Source organism: Corynebacterium wankanglinii (assembly GCF_013601005.1).
GTDB classification, from domain to species: domain Bacteria; phylum Actinomycetota; class Actinomycetes; order Mycobacteriales; family Mycobacteriaceae; genus Corynebacterium; species Corynebacterium wankanglinii.
The window spans coordinates 99840-118851 of sequence record NZ_JABFED010000002.1 but is presented as its reverse complement, the minus strand read 5'-3'; the positions used below and the strand labels follow the sequence as shown (position 1 = coordinate 118851).

18 protein-coding genes are annotated in these 19012 nt (G+C 65.1%); 11 read left to right on the top strand and 7 right to left on the bottom strand.

What is annotated here, in order from left to right:
* Positions 1-32: 32 nt before the first annotated feature.
* Positions 33-2204: a transketolase gene (gene tkt, locus HMA55_RS03545; protein ID WP_181191699.1), complete on the bottom strand. Its 2172-nt coding sequence runs from the start codon at positions 2202-2204 to the stop codon at positions 33-35.
* A gap of 133 nt (positions 2205-2337) precedes the next feature.
* Between tkt and HMA55_RS03540 the strand changes: the two genes are divergently transcribed.
* The gene (locus tag HMA55_RS03540; protein WP_181191698.1) at positions 2338-3279 is read left to right on the top strand and encodes a heme o synthase; all 942 of its coding nucleotides are present in this window, start codon (positions 2338-2340) and stop codon (positions 3277-3279) included.
* On the opposite strand, the gene HMA55_RS03535 is transcribed toward HMA55_RS03540, so the two are convergent.
* Genes HMA55_RS03535 through mptB form a run of 5 tightly spaced genes read right to left on the bottom strand, consistent with a single transcriptional unit; the run spans position 3276 to position 8640 of the window.
* Positions 3276-4232 carry a quinone oxidoreductase family protein gene (locus HMA55_RS03535; protein ID WP_181191697.1) on the bottom strand — a complete coding sequence of 319 codons (957 nt, stop codon included), beginning with the start codon at positions 4230-4232 and terminating at the stop codon, positions 3276-3278. The two genes, HMA55_RS03540 and HMA55_RS03535, sit on opposite strands and share 4 nt — an antisense overlap.
* A 1-nt stretch (position 4233) precedes the next feature.
* Positions 4234-5184 (bottom strand): COX15/CtaA family protein, encoded by a 951-nt coding sequence (locus HMA55_RS03530; protein WP_181191696.1) that lies wholly within the window; start codon positions 5182-5184, stop codon positions 4234-4236.
* Positions 5185-5232: 48 nt separating this feature from the next.
* Positions 5233-6003: an ABC transporter permease gene (locus tag HMA55_RS03525; protein WP_181191695.1), complete on the bottom strand. Its 771-nt coding sequence runs from the start codon at positions 6001-6003 to the stop codon at positions 5233-5235.
* Positions 6003-6929 (bottom strand): ABC transporter ATP-binding protein, encoded by a 927-nt coding sequence (locus HMA55_RS03520; protein WP_181191694.1) that lies wholly within the window; start codon positions 6927-6929, stop codon positions 6003-6005. Before HMA55_RS03520 ends, HMA55_RS03525 begins: the two co-directional genes overlap by 1 nt.
* Positions 6922-8640, bottom strand: coding sequence for a polyprenol phosphomannose-dependent alpha 1,6 mannosyltransferase MptB (gene mptB, locus HMA55_RS03515; RefSeq protein ID WP_374680593.1), 1719 nt, complete (start codon positions 8638-8640; stop codon positions 6922-6924). The genes HMA55_RS03520 and mptB overlap by 8 nt, the downstream gene beginning before the upstream one ends.
* A gap of 144 nt (positions 8641-8784) precedes the next feature.
* Between mptB and HMA55_RS03510 the strand changes: the two genes are divergently transcribed.
* From HMA55_RS03510 to HMA55_RS03465, 10 genes are all read left to right on the top strand, one after another.
* Positions 8785-9507 carry a helix-turn-helix transcriptional regulator gene (locus HMA55_RS03510; RefSeq protein ID WP_257802273.1) on the top strand — a complete coding sequence of 241 codons (723 nt, stop codon included), beginning with the start codon at positions 8785-8787 and terminating at the stop codon, positions 9505-9507.
* Positions 9500-10945, top strand: a complete 1446-nt coding sequence (sufB, locus tag HMA55_RS03505) for a Fe-S cluster assembly protein SufB (protein ID WP_308239975.1) — start codon at positions 9500-9502, stop codon at positions 10943-10945. The genes HMA55_RS03510 and sufB overlap by 8 nt, the downstream gene beginning before the upstream one ends.
* Complete coding sequence (gene sufD, locus HMA55_RS03500) at positions 10946-12127, top strand: Fe-S cluster assembly protein SufD (RefSeq protein ID WP_181191693.1); 1182 nt, start codon at positions 10946-10948, stop codon at positions 12125-12127.
* A gap of 12 nt (positions 12128-12139) precedes the next feature.
* A complete protein-coding gene (gene sufC / locus HMA55_RS03495; protein WP_181191692.1) occupies positions 12140-12895 on the top strand; it encodes a Fe-S cluster assembly ATPase SufC in 756 nt (251 codons plus the stop codon).
* Positions 12895-14127: a cysteine desulfurase gene (locus HMA55_RS03490; RefSeq protein ID WP_181191691.1), complete on the top strand. Its 1233-nt coding sequence runs from the start codon at positions 12895-12897 to the stop codon at positions 14125-14127. The genes sufC and HMA55_RS03490 overlap by 1 nt, the downstream gene beginning before the upstream one ends.
* On the top strand, positions 14124-14591 hold the full coding sequence (gene sufU, locus HMA55_RS03485) for a Fe-S cluster assembly sulfur transfer protein SufU (protein WP_181191690.1): 468 nt from the start codon (positions 14124-14126) through the stop codon (positions 14589-14591). The genes HMA55_RS03490 and sufU overlap by 4 nt, the downstream gene beginning before the upstream one ends.
* A 3-nt stretch (positions 14592-14594) precedes the next feature.
* Positions 14595-14969, top strand: coding sequence for a metal-sulfur cluster assembly factor (locus HMA55_RS03480; protein ID WP_181191689.1), 375 nt, complete (start codon positions 14595-14597; stop codon positions 14967-14969).
* A gap of 212 nt (positions 14970-15181) precedes the next feature.
* On the top strand, positions 15182-16810 hold the full coding sequence (locus HMA55_RS03475; protein WP_181191688.1) for an ABC-F family ATP-binding cassette domain-containing protein: 1629 nt from the start codon (positions 15182-15184) through the stop codon (positions 16808-16810).
* A 26-nt stretch (positions 16811-16836) separates the two neighbouring features.
* Positions 16837-17355: a DUF421 domain-containing protein gene (locus HMA55_RS11420; RefSeq protein ID WP_181191687.1), complete on the top strand. Its 519-nt coding sequence runs from the start codon at positions 16837-16839 to the stop codon at positions 17353-17355.
* A gap of 41 nt (positions 17356-17396) precedes the next feature.
* Complete coding sequence (locus HMA55_RS03465; RefSeq protein ID WP_181191686.1) at positions 17397-17642, top strand: PLDc N-terminal domain-containing protein; 246 nt, start codon at positions 17397-17399, stop codon at positions 17640-17642.
* Here HMA55_RS03465 and HMA55_RS03460 read toward each other — a convergent pair.
* Complete coding sequence (locus HMA55_RS03460) at positions 17639-19003, bottom strand: PFL family protein (RefSeq protein WP_181191685.1); 1365 nt, start codon at positions 19001-19003, stop codon at positions 17639-17641. The two genes, HMA55_RS03465 and HMA55_RS03460, sit on opposite strands and share 4 nt — an antisense overlap.
* Between the last annotated feature and the right edge of the window lie 9 nt (positions 19004-19012).

The following is a 19012-nucleotide window of genomic DNA, read 5'->3' as shown; positions in this document are numbered from 1 at the left end:
CTTTCCTGAATTCGCCGTGTTGGGCGAGTGGTTTAGCGCCCGTCTCCGCGGGTCGGTTCGGCCTCAGTATCGCCTACGCGCACGCTCGTTGCCACGCTGCGCTGTTCCCGAACGCATTCCAGGGTCTCGCGCGCGGTGCGCACAACGTTTTCGGTGGTGAAGCCGAAGCGCTCGAACAGTTCCGCGCCCGGGGCGGAGGCGCCGAAGTGCTCCAGGGACACAGCGCGGCCGTACTCACCGAGGAAGCGGAACCAAGGCATCGAGGCCGCGGCCTCCACGGAGACGCGGGCCTTGACGTCGCGCGGCAGCACGGAGTCGATGTAGGCGTCGTCCTGTTCCATGAACCAGTCCATGGACGGCACGGACACCACACGGGTGGCGGTGCCGTCCGCCTCGAGCAACTTGGCGGCTTCGACGGCGTACTGCACCTCCGAGCCGGAGGCCATGAGGATCACGTCCGGGGTGTTTGCGGATTCCTCGACGAGAACGTAGGCTCCGCGCGCCACGCCGCCCAACGCCTTCTCCTTGGTGCCCTCGAGCACCGGCAGGTTCTGCCGCGACAGCGCCAGGGCCTTCGGCTGTTCCTTCGCCTCGAGTGCGGCGATCCAGGCTGCGGAGGTCTCGTTCGCGTCAGCCGGGCGGATCACGGCGACATCCGGGATGGCGCGCAGTGCGGCCAGGGTTTCCACCGGCTGGTGGGTGGGGCCGTCCTCGCCGAGGCCGATGGAGTCGTGGGTGAACACGTAGTAGCCGTCGATGCCGGACAGGGCCGCGACGCGGATGGCGGGGTAGAGGTACTCGGAGAAGATGAGGAAGGTGCCACCGTAGACGCGGGTGCCGCCGTGCAGGGCTATGCCGTTCATCACTGCGCCCATGGCGTGCTCGCGGATGCCGAAGTGGAGGTTGCGCCCGTACGGGTCCGCGGAGAACATCTCGGTGGAAATGGCCTGCGGGCCGAAAGACTTCTCGCCCTTGATCAGGGTGTTGTTGGAGCCGGCGAGGTCGGCGGAGCCGCCCCACAGCTCCGGCAGCGCAGCCGCTGCGGCCTGGATCGCCGCCTCGGAGGCCTTGCGGGTAGCCAGGCCCTTCGTGTCGGGCTCCCAGGTAGGGAAGTCCTTCTTCCAGTCGGCCGGCAGCTCGCGGGCCGTCAATCGGTCCAACAGCGCCTTGCGCTCGGGGTTCGCGGCCGCCCACGCGTCGAACTTCTCGTCCCACGCCGCGCGCTTGGCGGCAGCGCGCTCGCGCAGGGAGCGGGTGTGGGCGATGACCTCGTCTTCCTCGGGGAACATAACGGCGGGGTCGAAGCCAAGCCCCTCCTTGACCGCGGCCACCTCGTCTGCGCCCAGCGCCGCGCCGTGGACCGCGCCGGTGTTCATGAGGTTCGGTGCCGGGTAGCCGATGACGGTCTTGACGCGGATGATCGTCGGCTTTGCGGTCTCGGCCTTCGCCTCGGCCACTGCTGCCTCAATGGCGGCGACATCTTCGCCGGATTCCACGGTGAGGGTCTGCCACCCGTAGGCGTCGTAACGCTTGAGCACATCCTCGGTGAACGCGATCTGGGTGTCGTCCTCGATGGAGATGCGGTTGTCGTCCCAGAACAGAATGAGGTTGCCCAGCTGCTGGGTCCCAGCAAGCGACGACGCCTCGGAGGTCACGCCCTCCTGCAAGCAGCCGTCTCCGGCGACGACGTAGATGTAGTGGTCGAAGGGGGACTCGCCGGCGGGGGCATCGGGGTCGAACAGGCCGCGCTCCCGGCGAGCCGCCATCGCCATGCCCACCGCCGAGGCGAGGCCCTGGCCGAGCGGACCGGTGGTGATCTCAATGTGGTCGGTGTGGTTGTACTCCGGGTGGCCCGGGGTCTTCGAGCCCCAGGTGCGCAGGTCCTTCAAGTCCTGCAGTTCAAGCCCGAAGCCGCCGAGGTAGAGCTGCACGTACTGCGTGAGCGAGGAGTGTCCGTTGGACAGGACGAAGCGGTCGCGGCCCACCCAGTCCTTATCGGCCGGGTCCACGTCCATCACGCGCTGGAACAGGGTGTAAGCCAGGGGCGCCAGGCTCATGGCGGTGCCGGGGTGGCCGGAGCCGCAGTGCTCCACCGCATCGGCCGCGAGTACCCGGGCGGTATCCACAGCGCGGGTGTCGGTGTCGGTCCAATCCTCGGGGTAGTTGCGCACGGTCATAGCCTGCAGTTCGGGGGGCAGCGTCATGTCGTCCTCGCTTTCTTTAAGGTCGCACAAAAGCATATCGCTTATCGACGCCTCCGGGAGATCGCCCTGACTCGATTCGTTCCCGCGTGGTAGAAGGCGCTACCATCGTCCGAAGGTATGATTGCCCGCGCATATGGCCGCACATAAAAGGAGAGAGTTGTTGGAGACCATCAAGGCGTATTTCGCATTGACGAAGCCGAGGGTCATTGAACTTCTCTTGGTGGCCGCGATACCCGCTATGTTGCAGGCTCACCGCGGCGAGGTGCACCTCTGGCTCGTGCTGGGCACGCTGCTCGGCGGCTGGATGGGCGCCGCGGCGGCGAACACGTTCAACATGGTCGCTGACTACGACATCGACCAGAAGATGGGGCGCACCCGAGCGCGGCCGCTGGTCCGCCACACCGTGACCAAACAGAAGGCGGCGGTGTTTGCCTGGGTCATGCTCGTGCTGTCGGTGCTGTGGCTAGGCGTGCTGTGCAATTCGTGGCTTGCCGCGTTGTTCATCTTGCTGACCAACTTCTTCTACATCTTCATCTACACAAAGTGGCTGAAGCGCCGCACCTGGCAAAACGTGATCTGGGGCGGGGCAGCCGGCTGCATGCCGGTGCTGGTCGGCTGGGCCGTGATCCGTGACAACGTCACCGACGGCTCCGCCGACAACTGGTGGCAGGCCGTGGTGATGTTCATGATCATCTTCTTCTGGACCCCGCCGCATACCTGGGCTCTGGCCATGAAATACAAGGATGACTACGCGCGTGCCAACGTGCCGATGCTGCCGGTAGTCGCATCGGCGGAAGAAACCAGCCGGCAGATCGTGATCTACTCCTGGCTCACCGTCGTAGTGTCGCTGTTGCTCGTGCCCGCGGCCTCCTGGATCTACCTGGTGGTTGCGGTACTGTCTGGCGCAGCGTTTTTGGTCATGGCGACCAAGCTGCACCAGGGAATCGCCCGCGGGGAGAACGTCAAACCGTTGAAGCTGTTCATCCTCTCAAACAACTACCTGGCGGCACTGTTTCTCGGTCTCTCCTTCGACGCGGTGCTGGGGTGGCAAACCATAGGCGAGATGCTGTTTTAAACCTTCAGCACCACCGAGCCGGTTGTCCTGCGCGCCTGCAGGTCCTCGTGGGCCTGGCGGGCGTTTTTCAACTCGTAGGGCGGGTGCACGCGGATCTTCACCGTGCCGTCCTCCACGGCGCGTGCAACGGCCTGGGCGCGCATGAGGAACTCGTCGTCGGTGGCGACGTAATGCTTCAGGGAAGGTCGGGTGAGGAAGAGCGCCCCGTGGGCGTTGAGTTCTTGGATCTTGAACGGCTCGACATCGCCCGAGGCGGAGCCGAACGAGCACACCAGGCCACGGGGGCGGGTGACGTTCAGGCACATCTCGAAGGTGTCTTGGCCCACACCGTCGTAGACCACGTCCACGCCGCCGCCGTTGGCCTCCTTGATCCGGTCGGCGAGGTCGTCGCCGTAGCGGAACACCTTTGTCGCGCCCGCCTCGTAAGCGAGCTGTTCCTTTTCGTCGGTAGAGACCACCGAGTACACGGTCGCCTCCTCGGCGGCGGCCATCTGGGTGAGAATGAGCCCCACGCCGCCGGCGCCGGCGGTGACTACCATCGTGTCGCCGGGTTGCGTCTCGCGCACACCGTGGAGCAAGTAGTGCGAGGTCATGCCCTGAAGCAACATGGAGGCCGCCACCTCGGGTGCCACACCCTCCGGTACTGCGACGAGGCGGTTGCGGTCCACCGCGACCTGTTCAGCGTAGGAACCGGGCGCTTCGTGCCAGGCCACCAGGGTGCCGGGCGCGATCTCGCCCAGTGGATCGCTCACCACGCGGCCGCACCCCTCGGTGCCCGGGATGTACGGGGGATCTGAGGGGTAGGTGCCGGAGCGGAAGTAGGTGTCGATGTAGTTGATGCCGGCGTAGCTGACGTCGACAAGCAGCTGCCCTTCAGATGGCGTTGGCGGCTCGACGTCCTTGTACTCGAGGACTTCCGGGCCACCGTGGGATGTGACAACGATTGCTTTCATGTCACACGAGCGTAGGCAACCTGCGCTTCCCGTGCGCGAAAAGAAACGCGCTGAACGCAACTACAGTCGACGACATCGCGATGTGGGCCGGGATTGTCCAGCGCGGAACGCCCATACGGAACTGAATCACGCCGATAGCCCACTGCACCAAAATAAGGGCGATGAGCACGTAGGAGGTGCGTTTCGCATCCTCGGGGGCGCCGGAGTTGCGCAGCAGAACCGTGGTGATGATGGTGGCGATGAGGTAGACGTACATGCACGCCGCGTGCACGTACGCGAGCACCCGAGTGTCTAGCTCCAAACGTCCTTCCATGCCAGCGACCGCGTCGCCGGAGTGCGGGCCGGAGCCGGTGACCATAGTGCCGGTGACGAGCACGATGCACAGCGCCGCGGCGGCGATCAGCGTCCACGTCTGCGCGGAACTGGGGTAGCGGCGGGTGGGGGCTTCGTTGTCGGGCTCGGCGATGCGCATGTAAAGCATCGCGGCGACGAACACGAGCACCATCGACGGCAGGAAGTGCACCGCCACGGACCACCAGCGCAGGTCCAGCCGCACGGAGATGCCGCCGATGACGGCCTGCACGACCACACCGATCAGGGAGATCCAGGCCAGCGTCTTGATGTCCTTGCGGCGCCCGGCGCGGACCACGGCAAAGAGCACGAGCGCGGCGGCCGCGGCGACCACGAAGGCGAGAAGGCGGTTGCCGAACTCGATGGCCTGGTGAATCCACGGCGCGGCTCCCGCAACCGGCACGAGCGAGCCCTCGTGGCAGAGCGGCCATGTGTCGCAGCCGAGGCCTGAGCCGGTCACGCGCACCAACGAGCCGGTGACGGTAATACCGCCCTGGCACAGCAACAGCACCAGTGCGAGGGTGCGCTGCAGTTTCAGAGACGGGTCACGCCACGCCTCCCTCCAGGACTGTGAGCGGGTCTCAGCTGTGGTTGCGGTCACGGTTTCTCCAACTTTCGGACGATGTTGATCGGGCTGAGTGTAACGCGCCTAGCCGTCAAAGCGGAACAGGCGCACGGCCGCGGTCATCGCGGCCACCCCCCACGCGGCGAGTGCGGCCCAGGCAAGCCAGTTCACAGACAGCTCCAAGGCGTGCACCAGCGCGCCGGCGAGCGCCACCGTCGGCACTGCGTTCCACCAACCAGCATGAGCAATGTCGCCGGCGTATCCCACCCAACCGAGGATGCCCATGAGCACCAACCAAATCAGATTCGCCAGCGCGAGCACCATCTCCGAGCTCAGGGTGCCGCCCATGAGCAAACCCATTGCGGTGAACGTCGCCACCCCGAACAGCAGGGTGACCAAACCGAACAGTGCACCGGCGACGGAGACGCGCCACCCTAGGGCGAAGGCGATAGCGCCCAACACCACGATCTGCACCAGTACGGTGGCGAGGACCCCCAGAATCTTGCCGGCGATAATTGTCCATGCCGGCACTCCCGAGGCGCCGGTACGTTTCAAAGCGCCGTAACGCCGGTCGAAAGCCACGGCGATCGCCTGGCCGGTAAAGCCCGCGCCGGTGGCGGCGACGGCGAACACCATGGGCACGAGGACGTCGAAGTTCGTGTTGTCACCCAGGATTGGGGCAAAGTGCGCTGCGAGCAAGATCGCGGCCGGGATGATCACGTTGACCAAGAGCTGTTCGCCGTGGCGCAGCATCAACTTCGCCTCGATCCTGCCTTGGGCTGCCACCATCGACGCAAACGATGCCCGCTGCGGTGCCGGGGCGAACACCCCTGGTGTGAGCTTGGCGGTCTCCATCAGCTTCTCAGCTCCCTTCCGGTCAGTTCCAAAAACACGTCCTCGAGGTTTCGGTGGGACACGCTCAGCTCGCGGATGAGCACCTGTTGCCTCGCGGCCTCGCGAGCCAGCGTCTCCACGACATCCGGCGAGCCGGTCCCCTTGATCCGGTAATCCCGAGGCCGGACCTCTTCAACGCTGAGGTTGGCGGGCGCTAGCTCGTCGTTAAGCGGGCGGATATCCAGCGCCTCCGCGGTCTGCACCGACAACACCGGGAATTCTTCGTGGCTGGTGAGCTCGGCGGGGGACCCCTGGGCGACCACCCTGCCGTGGTCGATGATCACCACATCGTCGGCGAGGGCCTCCGCTTCATCCATCAGGTGGGTGGTGAGCAGGACAGTCACGCCGTCTCGCTTCATAGCCGAAATGACGTCCCACACCGCGATACGCGATTGAGCGTCCAGGCCCGCTGTCGGCTCGTCCAAGAAGATCAACTCGGGCCTGCCGATCATAGCGAGCGCGAGCGACAGGCGCTGTTGCTGGCCGCCGGAGAGCCTGCGGTAGCTGGTGTTGGCGACACCTTGTAGCCCGAGCAATTCCATGAGCCACTGTGGGTCGTGCGGGTGGGCGTTGTAGCCGGCCGCCAAGCGCAGCATTTCCTGCACAGACACGCTGGCGTAAGCGCCGCCTCCCTGCAGCATGATTCCGATGCGGTCGCGGACCTTCTGCGGGTGTGCGACGGGGTCGATTCCGAGGACTCGGATCGAACCCGACGTGGGCGAAGTGAAGCCCTCGCACATCTCAATAGTGGTGGTTTTACCGGCGCCGTTGGGGCCAAGCAGCGCGAGCAGCTGGCCGCGTCGTGCTGAGAAGGTGAGCCCGTCAACCGCCTTTTTCTCGCCGAAACGCTTGACTACGTTGTCGACGACCAGCGCGTGATCACTCATGAGAGATGAGTGTAGACCTCCGCCGAGCCGCCGCCCGCAGCGCGACAACTCCAACACAGGTGAGTAACGCAAACCCGGTGATTGCGGTGCCGTAGATCGTGGCCACTGCTGCAGCTTGGAGACGTAGGCCGCGGGGCAGGACGAGAATGCTCACCAGCGCGGAATATCCTGCGACGGACGCGCGGAACGCGAACCTGTTCGCCCAGGCAGCCAGCGGCAGGACTGCCCAAAGCGGATACCAGGGGTGAACGACGGGGAAGAGGATAACCAAGACGATAGTAGACACCCCCAGCCCTCCGACCGGATGGATTGTGCCGCGGTACGTGGCCCAGAGCATGCGGGCCGCAAAGGCGGCCGCTACTGCGAGGCCAACCCACCGGGTAACGCTCAACATGGCGTCGGTGTGGTCGCCGAGCCCCAATTGCATGCCCAAAAACCCGCCAGCGACTCCGATGTCCGTAGTAAGGGACAGCCAGCTTCGGATCTGTGCGGCACCACCCTGGCCCGTGACCCACCCAAGCCCGATACCCGATGCGAGAGAGATGGCGAGGGCCGTGGCCGCCAACACCGCGGATTGGAGTACGGCCGCGGTGAGAATGGCCCGGAGGCCGCTCGCCGCCGCGGGGCGGCGGAAGCGCAGGTGGCGGGCGAGAGCCATGCCGGTGAACCCGAGGGCCAAAAACCCGATCACTTTGACCATGCCTGCGCAGCTGATCACCGCGGAGGACGCGGCGAAAAGCCCCCAGCCTGACGGCTGCTCTGCCTCGAGCCGGTCGATGCCGCGCAAGCCCATCTCAAGTCCCACCAGAAGCAGCCCCATCATGATCGCCTCGTTGTGGATGCCGCCGACCATGTGCAGCACTGTCAAGGGGTTGAGGATTCCGAGCCACAAGGCCGCAGGGCCCGCCACCCCGCACCGCTTCGCCAGCGCGAGCACGCCCCACGCCGCCGCAAGGATTCCGGCAACCGACACAACTCGGTGGGCGATCACACCCCAGAAGATCGAGTCACCCGTCAGAGCGGAGATGGCCGCTGCCGTTCCGAGCGCCACAGGCCCGTAGGGGCTGGGGGAGTGCGCCCAGATAAACGGCACCGAGCGGGCAAGGTGGTGCTCGACTCCCAGGATCTCCACAGGACCCGACGCGTACGGGTCGAGGCCTTGGCGGACAATGGTGCCGTTGGCCAGGTACGAATAGATATCTTGCGTAAACAGTGGAGCCGTGGCGATGAGGGGGAGCACCCAGGCAATGAACGTTCGCATCAGTTCCGGGTTGGTCACCCGTGCGCCGCGTGCGGCGCCAGGTGAGGCCCCGACAAACGGGGCCATGGCCAGCCAGGCCGCCACCAAGACACCCACGCCCACAAGAACTAAGGCGTTGGAGGCGAGCATCATGCGGCCCATGGCGGCACCGAAGGGGAAATCCAACCATGGGTTTTCGACCACAGGCACTGCTCCGCCACCGATACCAGCGAAACCAATGAGGCAGGCGCCTACCGCGCCGAGCCAGCGAAGCACCGTGAAGCGGCCGCGTTCGCGGGTGCGAACCGCAACGCTCGACGGGGCGGCCGGTGCCGCGGCGCTAGCTGGATCGTGCAGCAGGGTCGAGCGCGACCCTGGTCGTCCCATCCTGGGCAGCTCGCTGGCGACGTTCGCGCGGCGTGCGACGCGGGTTCGCGGCTCGTTGCTGCCGCGGTGCGGCCGGTTAGGCATGGTCACGGCCAACCAGTTTAAGGCCCATCCCGATGCGATTGTGGGACACGGGTGCCGGACCCACTGCGGCAGGAATATTTAGAACACACTAGTGTTGTGAAAAGGCAGCGACCAAGACCACATCGAGCGAAAGGTGGTGCCACCGTGGAATCCCACACATCCGCTTTTGCGGGCGCGTCCCGCGCTGGCCGTGACACGCGTTCGCAGGTGATGTCGGTCCTGCTCAAGCGGGGCCCGGTAGCGGCCAGCGACATAGCGGACGAGCTCGATCTTTCAGCGGCTGGCGTGCGCCGGCATGTGGACAAGCTCGTCGAGGAGGGACTGGCGGAACCATGCGCCGCCCGCGCCGTCACGGGCGAGGAGCAAGGGCGCGGCCGGCCAGCGAAGCACTTTCAACTCACCGCTGCCGGACGCGAGCGTTTCGGTTCCCACTACGACGGTCTCGCGCTCGACGCCGTGGAGCTGATCCAGAAGATGGGGGGCGAAGACGCGGTTCGCGAGTTCGCCCGGGCCCGCGTGGAAAAGATCCTCGGCGGCGTGGAGCCGGCAGACGATGCGGAGGAAACCGCCCGTCGCGTCGCCGCTGCCCTCGAGGAGCACGGCTACGCGCCGAGCGTGCACCGCACCGACGCAGGCATCCAAATCTGCCAGCACCACTGCCCGGTGTCCGCCGTCGCCGCAGCTCACCCTGAGTTCTGCGAGGCAGAACGGGAGGCGGTGGCGCGGATCGTCGATACGCATGTGCAGCCACTCGCCCTCATCTCGGACGGCCACGGAATCTGCACGACAAACATCCCCCTGGCTGCGCGGCGGAGTTCCACGCCCGCGGCGGGAACAGCAACGAAAGGAGCGGCTGACAATGACTGAAGTGAAGCCCACACCAGGCCTTGAGAAGCCGATGAACGACGACGAAATTATCGAGTCGATCGGTGCCTACAACTACGGTTGGCACGATTCCGACGTCGCCGGCGCCTCAGCGCGCCGCGGCCTTAACGAGGAGGTCGTCCGCGACATCTCCGCAAAGAAGGGCGAGCCGGAATGGATGCTCAACCAGCGCCTGAAGGCCCTGGAGATCTTCGACAAGAAGCCGATGCCCACCTGGGGCGCGGATTTGTCCGACATCGACTTCGACAACATCAAGTACTACGTCCGCTCCACCGAGCAGCAGGCCGCCAGCTGGGACGACCTGCCGGAGGACATCAAAAACACCTACGACAAGCTGGGCATTCCCGAAGCCGAGAAACAGCGCCTCGTGGCCGGTGTGGCCGCCCAGTACGAGTCCGAGGTGGTCTACCACCAGATCCGCGAGGACCTGGAGGAAAAGGGCGTCATCTTCGTTGACACCGACACCGCCCTGCGCGAGCACGAAGACCTGTTCAAGGAGTACTTCGGTTCCGTCATCCCGGCCGGCGATAACAAGTTCTCGGCCCTAAACACCTCCGTGTGGTCCGGCGGCTCCTTTATCTACGTTCCGCCGGGGGTCCACGTGGACATCCCGCTGCAGGCGTACTTCCGCATTAACACGGAGAACATGGGCCAGTTCGAGCGGACCCTCATCATCGTCGACGAGGACGCGTACGTTCACTACGTCGAGGGCTGCACCGCGCCGATTTACAAGTCGGACTCGCTGCACTCCGCCGTGGTGGAGATCATCGTGAAGAAGGGCGGCCGCTGCCGCTACACCACCATCCAGAACTGGTCGAACAACGTCTACAACCTGGTCACCAAGCGTGCGAAGGCGGAAGAGGGCGCGACCATGGAGTGGGTCGACGGCAACATCGGCTCCAAGGTGACCATGAAGTACCCGGCCGTGTGGATGACCGGCCCGCACGCGCGCGGCGAGGTGCTGTCCGTGGCGTTCGCCGGCGAGGGCCAGTTCCAGGACACCGGCGCGAAGATGACGCACATGGCGCCGCACACTTCCTCGTCCATTGTGTCCAAATCTGTGGCCCGCGGCGGCGGCCGCGCCGCGTACCGCGGCCTGGTGCAGGTCAACGCCAACGCCCACAACTCGGTGTCCAACGTGGAGTGCGACGCGCTGCTGGTAGACGACATCTCGCGCTCGGACACCTACCCGTACAACGACATCCGTAACGACCGTGTCACCCTCGGCCACGAGGCGAAAGTGTCCAAGGTCTCTGAGGACCAGCTGTTCTACCTCATGTCCCGCGGCATCGCGGAGGAGGACGCCATGGCGATGATTGTGCGCGGCTTCGTCGAGCCGATCGCCAAGGAGCTGCCCATGGAGTACGCCCTCGAGCTGAACCGCCTCATCGAGCTGCAAATGGAAGGATCGGTGGGCTAAATGTCCGACCAGCAAACCGTTGCAAACGTGGTGCGCAACGCCACGACGCACAACAACAAGGGCGACCTGTTTTCCTCCTTCAACGTGGAGGACTTTGAAGTTCCGGGAGGCCGCGACGAGGTGTGGCGCTTCATCTCCCTGCGCCGACTGCGTGGCCTGCACAACGGCCAGTTTGCCCCGCAGGCACCCGCGCAGATTGCGGTTGAGGGCCCGTCCGAGGTCAACGTTGAGCAGGTTCCGCTTGACGACGACCGCGTGACCGCCGCCGGCGCCCCGGTCGACCGCATCGCCGCTCAGGCGTGGACCTCCTCCGACAACGCCACCCTGATCTCGGTGCCGGCCAACGCCGAGCTGGCTGAGCCGATCACCGTGACCGTCACGGGCGCGGGCACGGACGTGACTACCTTCGGCACCGTCGTGGTGGAGACCGGCGCGAACTCCTCGGCCACGGTTGTGGTGCGCTACGCCGGTTCCGGCACGCACGCCGACAACGTCAACTGGGTCGTCGGTGAAGGCTCCCGCGTCGACGCGGTGGTGGATGCTGATTGGGAGCTCGACGCTGTGCACGTCGGCCAACAGTCGATCGTCGTCAAGCGCGATGCAACCCTGCGCCACCACGTGGCCACCTTCGGCGGCGAGGTCGTGCGCATCACCCCGCGCCTCGCCTTCGAAGCGCCCGGCGGCGACGCCGAGCTGACCGGCGTGTACTTCGCCGACGCAGGCCAATACATTGAAAACCGCCTGCTGGTGGACCACGCGGTGCCAAACTGCCGCTCCAACGTGCTGTACAAGGGCGCGCTGCAGGGCGAGAAGGCCTCCACGCTGCCCGAGGCGCGCACCTGCTGGGTCGGCGACGTGCTCATCCGCTCGGACGCCAAGGGCACCGACACCTACGAGACCAACCGCAACCTGGTGCTCACCGACGGCGCGCGCGCCGACGCTATTCCGAACCTGGAGATCGAGACCGGAGAGATCGCCGGCGCGGGCCACGCTGCAACCGTCGGCCGCTTCGACGACGACCAGCTGTTTTACCTGCGCTCCCGCGGCATCCGCGAGGAGGACGCCACCCGCCTGATCATTCGCGGCTTCTTCAACGAGGTCCTCAACCAGATTCCAGTCGAGTCGGTCCGCGACGAGCTCATCGCCCGCGTCGCCGGCGAGCTCGAGCGCAACGAAAACTAAAAGGAGCAATACATGTCCACCCTGGAAATTAAGAACTTGCACGCCAACGTCCTCCCCACCGAAGAGGGGCAGGAAGCCAAGCCGATCCTCAAGGGCGTCAACCTCACCATCAAGGGCGGCGAGACCCACGCCATCATGGGCCCGAACGGCTCCGGCAAGTCGACCCTCGCCTACACGCTCGCCGGCCACCCGAAGTACGAGGTGACCGAGGGTGAGGTGCTTCTCGACGGCGAGAACATCCTCGACATGGAGATCGACGAGCGCGCCCGCGCCGGCCTTTTCCTGGCCATGCAGTACCCCGTGGAGGTCCCGGGCGTGTCCTCGTCCAACTTCATGCGCTCCGCGGTCACCGCGGTGCGCGGTGAGGCCCCGAAGCTGCGCGAGTGGGTCGGTGAGCTCAACGCCGCCCGCGAGGCGCTGCAGATGGACGCCTCCTTCTCCGAGCGGTCCGTCAACGAGGGCTTTTCCGGCGGCGAGAAGAAGCGCCACGAGGTCATGCAGCTTTCCCTGATGAAGCCGAAGTTTGCAGTCATGGACGAGACTGACTCCGGCCTCGACGTTGACGCGCTGCGCATCGTCTCCGAAGGCATCAACCGCTACCAGGACGAGACTGGCGGCGGCGTGTTGATGATCACGCACTACAAGCGCATCCTGAACTACGTCAAGCCCGAGTTCATCCACGTCTTCGCAGACGGCAAGATCGTGCAGACCGGCGATGCGTCCCTCGCCGACCAGCTCGAGGCCGAGGGCTACGAGAAGTTCATCTGATGGCGCTCGACGTAACAGCGATCCGCAAGGAATTCCCGATCCTGTCGCGCACCGTGCGCGGCGGCAAGCCGCTGGTGTATCTGGACTCGGGGGCGACCTCGCAGCGCCCGCAGCGGGTGTGGGACGCCGAGCGCGACTTCGTGCTCGGGTGCAACGCTCCCGTGCATCGCGGCTCCTACGAGCTCGCGGAGGAAGCCACGGATGCCTACGAGTCCGCCCGCGAGGCGATCGCCGCGTTCGTGGGTGCCGACAACGACGAGATCGCGTTCACCAAAAACGCCACCGAGGCGCTGAACCTAGTCGCGTACGTGCTGGGCGACGAGCGCGCCGGTTCGTTTGCGGTGGGCGAGGGCGACACGATCGTGATCACGGAGCTCGAGCACCACGCCAACCTCGTGCCGTGGCAGGAACTGGCACGTCGCACCGGTGCGACGTTGAATTGGTACAAGATGACCCCGGACGGGCGCATCGACCTCGACTCGCTCGAGCTCGGCGACACCGTCAAGGTGGTGGCTTTTACCCACCAGTCCAACGTCACCGGCGCACACGCGGATGTGGCCGAAATGGTGCGCCGCGCCAAGGCCGTCGGCGCGCTCACGGTGCTTGACGCCTGCCAGTCGGTGCCGCACATGCCGGTGGACTTCCACGCGCTTGATGTGGATTTCGCAGCGTTTTCCGGCCATAAGATGTGCGGGCCAACGGGCGTCGGCGCGGTGTACTCGAAGCACCTCAACAAACTGCCGCCGTTCCTCACCGGCGGCTCCATGATCGAGGTGGTGCGCATGGAAGGCACGACCTTTGCGGCCGCGCCGCAGCGCTTCGAGGCAGGTACCCAGATGACCTCGCAGGTGGTCGGACTCGGGGAGGCAGTGCGCTTCCTCACCGAGGTCGGCATGGAGGACATCCAGGCGCACGAGCGCGAGCTCACCGCGTACGCCTTGGAGCAGATGCAGCGTATCGACGGCCTCCGGATCGCCGGACCTTTAACCGCCGACAACCGTGGCGGCGCGATCGCCTTCACGGTCGAGGGCGTGCACCCGCACGATCTGGGCCAGGTCCTCGACTCCGAGGGCGTTGCCATCCGTACGGGCCACCACTGCGCGTGGCCAGCGCACCGGGGCTTGGACTTGCAGTCCACGTCGAGGGCGAGCTTCTACCTGTACAACACGCTGGAAGAGGTTGATACCTTGGTGGCGTCGATATCGAAGGCGAAGGAGTTTTTCGCGGGATGAACCTCGAATCCATGTACCAGGAAGTCATCCTGGACCACTACAAGAACCCCCAGTATGCGGGGTTGCGCGAGCCGTACGAGGCGGAGGTGCACCACGTCAACCCCTCGTGCGGCGATGAGCTGACGTTGCGGGTGCACCTGTCCGAGGACGGCTCGACGGTTGAAGACGTCTCCTACGACGCCGAGGGCTGCTCCATCTCGCAGGCCTCGACCTCTGTGATGGCGGAGGAGGTCATCGGGCTGCCGGTGGCTGAAGCGATGGAGAAGCTCGGCGCGTTCGAGGAGATGGTCACCTCCCGTGGCACGGTTGAGGGAGATGCATCGAAGATTGGCGACGGCGTGGCGTTCGCCGGTGTGGCGAAGTTCCCGGCGCGCGTGAAGTGCGCGCTGATGGGTTGGAAGGCGTTCCAGGCGGCGACATCGGACGCCTTGTCAGAATCGGACGCCCCGGGAGAAGAGGAGTAACCCATGACTGAACCGGATAAGCAGGCGGAGCGCCCGCAGCAGACCGAGGAGCAGCTCAAGCTCATCGGTGAGGTGGAGGAGTACCTCCACGACGTGATCGACCCTGAGCTGGGCATCAACGTCGTCGATCTTGGGCTGGTCTACGACGTGTGGATGGAGGACCGCGACGGGGCCAAAACTGCCGTGGTCAACATGACGCTGACTTCGCCGGCGTGCCCGCTCACGGATGTGATTGAGGATCAGGCAGTTCAGGCTGTGGTGCCCAACACCGCGGTGGATGCCCTGGAGATCAACTGGGTCTGGATGCCGCCGTGGGGCCCGCAGTTCATCACCGAAGAGGGCCGCGAGCAGCTTCGTGCCCTTGGGTTCGCGGTCTAGAAAACCCCTTGACGCACCCCCACAGGTTGCTAACCTGTGGGGGAATTCTTCGTTCTGCAGGAGGTGTGTTGTGAACCTTGGACTCGCTGAAGTTCTGATCATGCTCGGTACAGCTAGCCTGATTGCGCTGCCGTTTGTAGCAATTCTTTGGATCGTACACTCAGTGCGGAAGAAGTAGGTGACGATTTGGGGGTGATTGATACAGTTTCCCCGTGATTGTCACCAATGATCTCGAGGTCCGCGTAGGAGCGCGCACGCTTCTCGACGCCCCCGGTCAACACCTTCGCGTCCAGCCCGGCGACCGCATCGGGCTAGTCGGTCGCAACGGCGCCGGTAAGACGACGACGATGCGCATCCTGGCGGGGGAGACCGAACCGTATGGCGGCTCGGTGACCCGCTCTGGCGAGATCGGTTATCTGCCGCAGGACTCGAAAGAGGGGGACATCGAGCAAACCGCCCGCGACCGTGTGCTCTCGGCCCGCGGACTGGATCAGATCCAGCGTTCGATGGCGAAGCAGCAGAAGCTCATGGAGGAAACCGACGGCGCAGAACGCGACAAGGCGATTGCGAAGTTCTCGCGGCTCGAGGAGCGCTACCAGGCGCTCGGCGGCTACGAGGCTAACTCGGAGGCGGCTCAGATCTGCGACAACCTGGGCTTGCCGGAGCGGATCCTGGACCAGCAGCTCAAAACCCTGTCGGGCGGCCAGCGCCGCCGCGTGGAGCTCGCGCAGATCCTCTTCGCCTCGCGCCAGGGCTCGGGAAAGTCCCAGACCACCCTGCTCCTCGACGAGCCCACCAACCACCTCGACGCCGACTCCATCTCGTGGCTGCGGGGCTTCCTGTCCAAGCACGAGGGCGGGCTGATCATGATCTCCCACGACGTGGAGCTGCTCGACGCCGTGTGCAACAAAGTCTGGTTCCTCGATGCGGTGCGCGCCGAGGCCGACGTGTACAACATGCGCTTTTCTAAGTACAAGGACGCCCGCGCCCTCGATGAAGCTCGGCGCCGCCGCGAGCGCGCCAACGCAGAGAAGAAGGCCTCGGCGCTGCAGAAGCAGGCCGCAAAGCTCGGCGCGAAGGCCACGAAGGCGGCGGCCGCGAAGCAGATGCTGGCGCGCGCCGAGCGCATGATGGGCGAGCTCGACGAGGTGCGCGTGGCCGACAAGGTCGCCTCCATCTCCTTCCCGGAGCCGGCGCCGTGCGGTAAGACGCCGTTGTTTGGCAAGGGGCTGACCAAGATGTATGGCTCGCTCGAAGTCTTCGCGGGCGTTGACCTTGCCGTGGACAAGGGCTCCCGCGTTGTAGTGCTTGGCACCAACGGCGCAGGCAAGACCACTCTGCTGAAGCTGCTCGCCGGCGTGGAGCGCACCGACGGCGAGGGTGGTGTGGTCTCGGGCCACGGGCTGAAGATCGGCTACTTCGCCCAGGAGCACGACACCATCGACGGTGACAAGAGCGTCTGGGAGAACACCATCGAAGCCTGCCCCGACGCGGGCCAGCAGGACCTGCGTGGCCTGCTCGGTGCGTTCATGTTCTCGGGCGACAAGCTGGAGCAGCCCGCCGGCACCCTCTCCGGCGGTGAGAAGACCCGCCTGGCGCTGGCGACCCTCGTGTCTTCGCGGGCGAACGTGCTGCTTCTCGACGAGCCCACCAACAACCTCGACCCCCAGTCCCGCGAGCAGGTCCTCGACGCGCTGAAGACCTACACGGGCGCGGTGGTCCTGGTCACCCACGACCCGGGCGCGGTGCGCGCGCTTGAGCCAGAACGGGTCATCATCATGCCGGAGGGCGACGAGGACATGTGGAGCGACGAGTACATGGAGATCGTCGAGTTGGCATAGTAGCTCCTTCCCATAGACTCGGTACGGTGCGCGATATTTTCTACAACGACTGGACCACCGTTCTTAGTACAGCCGGTAAAGGGATTCTCATTTACGTGGCGCTCATTGTGATGCTGCAGATCTCCGGTAAGCGTTCGCTGTCCAAATTCAACATCTTCGACTTCGTCATTACCGTTGCTCTCGGGTCTGTTTTCGCCTCCACACTGACCAGCAAAGATGTCAAGCTCGCCCAATCAGTGACGGCGATTATCGTTTTGCTGGGTGGGCAGTACCTCATCTCCAAGCTTGCATTCAAGTCTGACCGGTTCGAACGCTTAATTAAATCGGAGCCGGCACTGTTGTACTCTGGGGGCTCTTTTAACCGGAAGACCATGGCGCGCGAGCGCGTGACTGAGCGTGAGGTTTTGCAAGCGGTGCGCAAGAGTGGCTCCGCCGGGTTGGACGCTGTCGAGGCTGTGATCCTAGAAACCGACGGAACAATGTCTGTGATCGGAGGGTCCGACGCTCGCTCGCACCTTATCTACGATCCGGTTGAGCGGGCGTAGCGTTAGCTGATGACACCTAATGGACCGCTAAGATCATCGGCATGGCAAGAAACAAAGAGATCATCGACACCATCCGCGATGCGTGGAACGGTCTATCCTCCGACCAGAAAACCATCGCCGGCGTGTTGGCCACCATCGACACCGCGGGCAAAGCCTTCGCGCTTCGCGACCTAGCGCGCACTAACTCCAAGCGCGTCCGGGGCCCGAAGTGGCTGTGGACCCCGGTGATCGGCGCCGTAAACACGCTGGGCTGGGTCGCCTACTTCGTTGTTGGGAAGAAGCGCTAGTTTCTGAACCCGTGCACCGGCGCCGGGATGAACCCGCCGCGGTGGATGAACTCGTCGTTGCCCACGGTATTGACCGAGATGACCGGGGCATAACCGAGCAGGCCGCCGAAATTCACCTCGTCGCCCGGCTTGGTCCCGGGCACCGGGATCAAGCGCGAGGCGGTGGTCTTGTGGTTCATCACGCCGATCGCGGCCTCGTCGGCAATCATGCCCGCGATGAGCTCCGCAGACGTGTCGCCCGGGATGGCGATCATGTCGAAGCCGACCGAGCAGATCGAGGTCATCGCCTCAAGCTTGTCCATGGAGATGGCGCCGGAGTGCACCGCGTCGATCATGCCCTTGTCCTCGGAGACGGGGATGAAGGAGCCGGACAGGCCGCCGACACGGGAGCAGGCCATCATGCCGCCCTTCTTCACTGCATCGTTGAGCAGTGCTAACGCCGCGGTAGTGCCGTGCGTGCCCACCTGATCTAGGCCCATGCGCTCAAGCACGTGTGCGACCGAATCACCCATCTCCGCCGTCGGTGCCAGCGACAAGTCCACAATGCCGAACGGGACGCCGAGGCGCTCGGCGGCCATCGTGCCCACGAGCTGACCCGCACGGGTGATCTTGAACGCGGCCTTTTTAATCTCTTCTGCGATCTCGTTTAGCGTGGCGCCCTTGAGGGGTGCGATCGCGTTGTCCACTACGCCAGGGCCCGACACACCTACGGAGATGACGGTGTCCGGCTCCTCAATGCCGTGGAACGCACCCGCCATGAACGGGTTGTCGCCCACAGCGTTGGCGAACACGACGAGTTTGGCGCAGGCGATGGAGGAGCGGTCCGCCGTCGCTTCCGCAGCCTCCTTGACAATCTCGCCCATCTTCGCCACGGCGTTCATGTTGATGCCGGCGCGGGAGGACGCCACGTTGACGGAGCTGCACACGTTGTTGGTCTCGGCCAGCGCCTCCGGGATCGAGTAGATCAGCCGCTTGTCCGCGGTCGTGCCGCCCTTTTCCACCAGGGCGGAGTAGCCGCCGACGAAGTTGACACCGAGCTCGCTGGCCGCGCGGTCGAGGGCGTGGGCGATATCGACAGGGTTGCCCTCGGCGCCCGCCGCTACCAGCGCGATGGGGGAGACGGAGATGCGCTTGTTCACGATCGGGATGCCGAGTTCCCGCTCGATGCCTTCGCACACCGGCACCAGATCACGGGCCCGTTCCATCACCCGGTCGTAGACGGCCTGCGCGGTCGCCTCCGTCGTCGGGCGGGTGCAGCCGATAAGGGAGATGCCCATCGTCACAGTGCGGATGTCTAGGCGGTAGTCCTCGATCATCCGGATGACGTCGAGGAAGCGCGCTTTTGAAAACTCGAAACTCACGTGGCGCCC

Bases quoted from the DNA above. Each gene is read 5' to 3' on its own strand.
- tkt (WP_181191699.1), bottom strand. From the start codon at position 2,204: ATGACGCTGCCCCCCGAACTGCAGGCTATGACCGTGCGCAACTACCCC.
- HMA55_RS03540 (WP_181191698.1), top strand. From the start codon at position 2,338: ATGGCCGCACATAAAAGGAGAGAGTTGTTGGAGACCATCAAGGCGTAT.
- HMA55_RS03535 (WP_181191697.1), bottom strand. From the start codon at position 4,232: ATGAAAGCAATCGTTGTCACATCCCACGGTGGCCCGGAAGTCCTCGAG.
- HMA55_RS03525 (WP_181191695.1), bottom strand. From the start codon at position 6,003: ATGGAGACCGCCAAGCTCACACCAGGGGTGTTCGCCCCGGCACCGCAG.
- HMA55_RS03520 (WP_181191694.1), bottom strand. From the start codon at position 6,929: ATGAGTGATCACGCGCTGGTCGTCGACAACGTAGTCAAGCGTTTCGGC.
- mptB (WP_374680593.1), bottom strand. From the start codon at position 8,640: ATGCCTAACCGGCCGCACCGCGGCAGCAACGAGCCGCGAACCCGCGTC.
- sufB (WP_308239975.1), top strand. From the start codon at position 9,500: ATGACTGAAGTGAAGCCCACACCAGGCCTTGAGAAGCCGATGAACGAC.
- sufD (WP_181191693.1), top strand. From the start codon at position 10,946: ATGTCCGACCAGCAAACCGTTGCAAACGTGGTGCGCAACGCCACGACG.
- sufC (WP_181191692.1), top strand. From the start codon at position 12,140: ATGTCCACCCTGGAAATTAAGAACTTGCACGCCAACGTCCTCCCCACC.
- HMA55_RS03490 (WP_181191691.1), top strand. From the start codon at position 12,895: ATGGCGCTCGACGTAACAGCGATCCGCAAGGAATTCCCGATCCTGTCG.
- sufU (WP_181191690.1), top strand. From the start codon at position 14,124: ATGAACCTCGAATCCATGTACCAGGAAGTCATCCTGGACCACTACAAG.
- HMA55_RS03480 (WP_181191689.1), top strand. From the start codon at position 14,595: ATGACTGAACCGGATAAGCAGGCGGAGCGCCCGCAGCAGACCGAGGAG.
- HMA55_RS03465 (WP_181191686.1), top strand. From the start codon at position 17,397: ATGGCAAGAAACAAAGAGATCATCGACACCATCCGCGATGCGTGGAAC.